Raw genomic sequence first — 3,843 nt, 5'->3', positions numbered from 1 at the left:
CCGCCGCTACCTCGGCTGGCGGAACCGCCACGCCGCGGACAAGAAACTCCGCACCATCGTCGCCAAGGCGAACGTTGCCTGATGCGGCACTAGCACGAAAGCCCTGGCCTGGCCTGGCCTGATGTAACAGAGCCGACGGATGCGATCCTCAGTGAGGATAGTAAAACATGCACGCCATACCGGGAAAGACCTCCGCATCCGCTTCCGATCTGGTTTCGGCAATAATACTTCCATCCGAGAACTCTGCATGAATCCTGCATCCAGCCGCAGGAGCACCGTCGGAGAGTCACCGAGACGAACGGAAGGCCGGTTCGCGGGATTCGTCCGTGTCAGCGCACGCGAGGAAGCCGGCGCGACAAGCCGCATCACGCAGTGCTTCTAAAGAAGCACTCACGCTGATATCTTTTCGAGTCGCGACCGGATCAGGTCCTTTTGTGGAAGCGAACACGTTTTCGCCACCCGTCACCGTGAGGTGCATTTTGCGTAGGGTTATACCGGCCATTGTCGGAGCCGCCTTTCTGGTTGCGGTGACCGCTCTACCCGCCGTCGCGGCACAAACCGGGAACACCACTGCCACATTCCAACTGACCAGCGGAACCCTTGATATAACCGTACCGGCCGGGACAGTAGTTCTCGCCACAGGGGCGGTATCTTCCACGTCACTCAGTGGCCAGTTGGGTGAGGTTACGGTCACGGACAACCGCAGCGCAGACCCCGCGTCCTGGACCGCCTCGGTCTCAGCAACGCCTTTCCAGAACGGAATACACACGCTCGCCGCGTCCTACGACACCGGCGTCGTCACATCCACCGGAATCCCTATCAGTCAATGGACAATCACCACTCCATTGACGCTCTCCACGACTCCTCAGAACCCGGTCGTACTCAACCCGACATGGCCGGGCGGAGGCGACAACACGGCCACCTGGAATCCCACCATCACCGCAACCATTCCGCCGGCAGCCACCTCCGGTACCTACACATCGGTCGTCACTCACTCGGTCATCTAACGAAACGACCCACACCGTGCGACGTGTTCTAACCGCGCTCGCCGTGCTGGTGGCCGGGACCCTCATCCCGGCCACCAGCACGTTCGCCGCGCCCTCACAAGCCGCCGATCCGAAACCAGGAAGCATCGGCATCCGGCTACTCGACGCCCCAGCCGGCGCAGAGGAGGACCCACGAGCCCGCATTTACATCGTCGACTACCTGCGGCTCGGCGCCGTCATCCAGCGACACATCGAAGTCACCAACAAGACCGATGCGGTCGCGCACCTGGCCATCTACCCGGGCGCGGCCTCCATCAAAAACGGGACGTTCAACGTCGCTGCCGGGCATACCGGCAACGAACTGACCACCTGGATCAGGCTGGACCGGCCCACACTGACCCTGCAACCAGGCGCCTCCGCTCCCATCACCGCCACGATCGTCGTCCCCCACGACGCGTCTCCCGGTGAGCGTTACGCCGGTATCTGGGCCGAGACCACCACCGCAAGCCCGACCCAGGGCACCAACGTCGTGCAGGTCAGCCGCGTCGGCGTACGGGTCTACCTGGCAGTCGGCCCAGGCGGCCCCCCAGCAGCGGACTTCACCATCGACACGCTCACCCCGACACACCTGCCCGACGGACGAAGAGCCGTCGTCGCGCGCGTTCACAACACGGGCGGCCGCGCGCTGGACCTCAATGGCGAACTCACCCTCACCAACGGACCCGCCGGCCTGAACGCCGGCCCGTTCCCCGCTCAACTCGGCACGACCCTCGCCCGCGGCCAGTCCGAACCAGTCACAATACCGCTTGACCAGCAGATACCCGGCGGCCCATGGAAAGCCCTTATCCACCTCAAGAGCGGAGTCACCGACCGGACCGCACACGCCACCATCACCCTTCCCAGCCAACCCGGCACGATCACGCCGACGAAAACAACATCGATAGCCAGCCGCACCTTGATAATCGGTGCCGCCCTGGTAGCACTCGCAGCCCTGACATGGGGCCTCCTCCGTCGGCGACACCGCCGATCAACCGGAGAACGAAAGCACTGACAAGCGGTCCCTCCCTCCGATTAGCATCATCATTTTTTCTTCAGCCAGATGATCTCCCGGCATGAAGGAAACAGCTACTGCCACGGCGTTTTGCGCTCTGTCGCTGCCGGTCGTTTTCCCCCTTTCCCGTGGCGCTACCTGGTCTAACACGGCCTACCTACCGCACCAAGGGCGGCTACGCCGTCGCGAGCGATCACCGTTCGGGCGAGCCCTGACACGGCAGGCAGCCCGCCAGGAAAGGAGCAACGGGAAAGAGAGAAAAACGGAGAAGCCGACAGGGCCGTCTGGGTTTGCCGTCGCTGGACGGCCCTGTCAGCGCTCATCGTAGAGGGCGGCCGGCACCGTCATCAGCCTCGCCGCGCCCTCTCTGCTCTGGGGACGTCGCACGGCGAACACGCCAACGGCCAGTGATCCACCTCGGTTCACCGGCCGTTGTTCGTACCGGGGTCGGGGGTTGGAGGGTGTCTCGTGTGGCTCTCCGGGTACATATTTGATCATTGATGTGATATTGATGTGATGGAGAACGGTCTGGTGGTGCGGCTGGTCCCGGACGCTCCATGGGAGCTTGGTGGAACGCTGTTGCCGCAGTTCGACACGCGCCACCAGGGCGGTGGGACCGCGCCCGATCGCCGATCGGGCGGCCTTCACCCCATGGAGGGCAGAAGGGAACACCGTGGAGCTGCGCCCCCTGCTCGTCGATCGCGACCTCGTCATCCGGCCCGGCCGTCCCGTGGACGTCGCCCCACTCCGCGCGATCCTGGCCGAACCGTCAGTGGCCCGCTGGTGGGGCGAACCGGCGTCCATGGCGGAGGTGACGACCGACCTTTTGGGAGAAGGCGACACCATCCTGCTGGTGCTCGAGGTCTCCGGCGAGGTCGCCGGTGGGATCCAGTACGCAGAGGAGGGCGACCCGCGGTACCGGCACTCCAGTATCGACGTCTACCTGAGCGGCCGGTTCCAGGGGCGCGGGCTCGGTACGAGAGCGGTGGGGCTCCTGGCTCACTTCCTCTGCCGGCACCGTGGTCATCATCGGATCACCATCGACCCGGCTGCCGCCAATGACCGGGCGATCCGCTGCTACGAGAAAGTCGGATTCCGGCCCGTCGGAATCCTGCGCGGGTACGAGCGCGGGCCGGACGGGGTCTTCCACGATGGGCTGCTCATGGACCTGATCGGCGACGACCTGGTAGCCGGAGACGGAGACGTCGAGGCTCAGCGGTGTTCCAGGTCGTCCGGGCGGTCGTCCCAGTAGGCCCGGAACGGCTCGAGCCAGCGCGCGAACTCCCGCAGCGGCGCGGGCTCCAGCAGGTAGAGCCGGCGCTGCCCGTCGGGCCGGACGGTGACGAGCCCGGCCTCGCGCAGGATCCGCAGGTGCTTGGACACCCCGGGCTGGCTCAGCCCCAGCTGCTCGACCAGTTCATGGACCGGCCGGGGACCGGCCCGAAGCAGCTCGAGTACCCGGCGGCGGTGCGGGTCACCCACCGCGGCCCAGATCACAGGTTCCACAACTCGACTATCGCCAGAACGTTATATTGCTGTCAAGCGATTGCTTTTCCGCTGACCGACGCCCCGGGAGCTCGCGGACACGACTATGCGTCAACGGGTTCACCGAGCTCGAAACTGAAGGCCGTGTTCGCACCGTCGACGGAGTCGACGGTGACGTCCACCGGATAGGTCGTGCCGTCCGCGGGGTCGGTCAGAGCGCACCGCAGCCCTACCTGCCAAGCTGGTTCGAGGCAGAGGATGTCTGTTAACCAGTGACGAGGGCGGGTTGGGAGCTTGATCTAGATGGATGCGGGGCTGACA

3 protein-coding genes are annotated in these 3,843 nt (G+C 65.1%); 2 read left to right on the top strand and 1 reads right to left on the bottom strand.

The features are described from left to right. Positions 1-1,023: 1,023 nt before the first annotated feature. Both B056_RS0108265 and B056_RS0108260 read left to right on the top strand, forming a co-directional pair. Complete coding sequence (locus B056_RS0108265; RefSeq protein ID WP_035750752.1) at positions 1,024-2,037, top strand: COG1361 family protein; 1,014 nt, start codon at positions 1,024-1,026, stop codon at positions 2,035-2,037. A 673-nt stretch (positions 2,038-2,710) separates the two neighbouring features. Continuing rightward, positions 2,711-3,289, top strand: a complete 579-nt coding sequence (locus tag B056_RS0108260) for a GNAT family N-acetyltransferase (protein ID WP_018501406.1) — start codon at positions 2,711-2,713, stop codon at positions 3,287-3,289. Here B056_RS0108260 and B056_RS0108255 read toward each other — a convergent pair. Continuing rightward, complete coding sequence (locus tag B056_RS0108255; protein ID WP_018501405.1) at positions 3,250-3,534, bottom strand: ArsR/SmtB family transcription factor; 285 nt, start codon at positions 3,532-3,534, stop codon at positions 3,250-3,252. The two genes, B056_RS0108260 and B056_RS0108255, sit on opposite strands and share 40 nt — an antisense overlap. Positions 3,535-3,843 lie beyond the last annotated feature (309 nt).

This window comes from Parafrankia discariae, assembly GCF_000373365.1.
In the GTDB taxonomy this organism is placed as follows: Bacteria; Actinomycetota; Actinomycetes; order Frankiales; family Frankiaceae; genus Parafrankia; species Parafrankia discariae.
The sequence above is the reverse complement of the archived record's forward strand: the minus strand, read 5'-3'. Positions and strand labels throughout refer to the sequence as shown.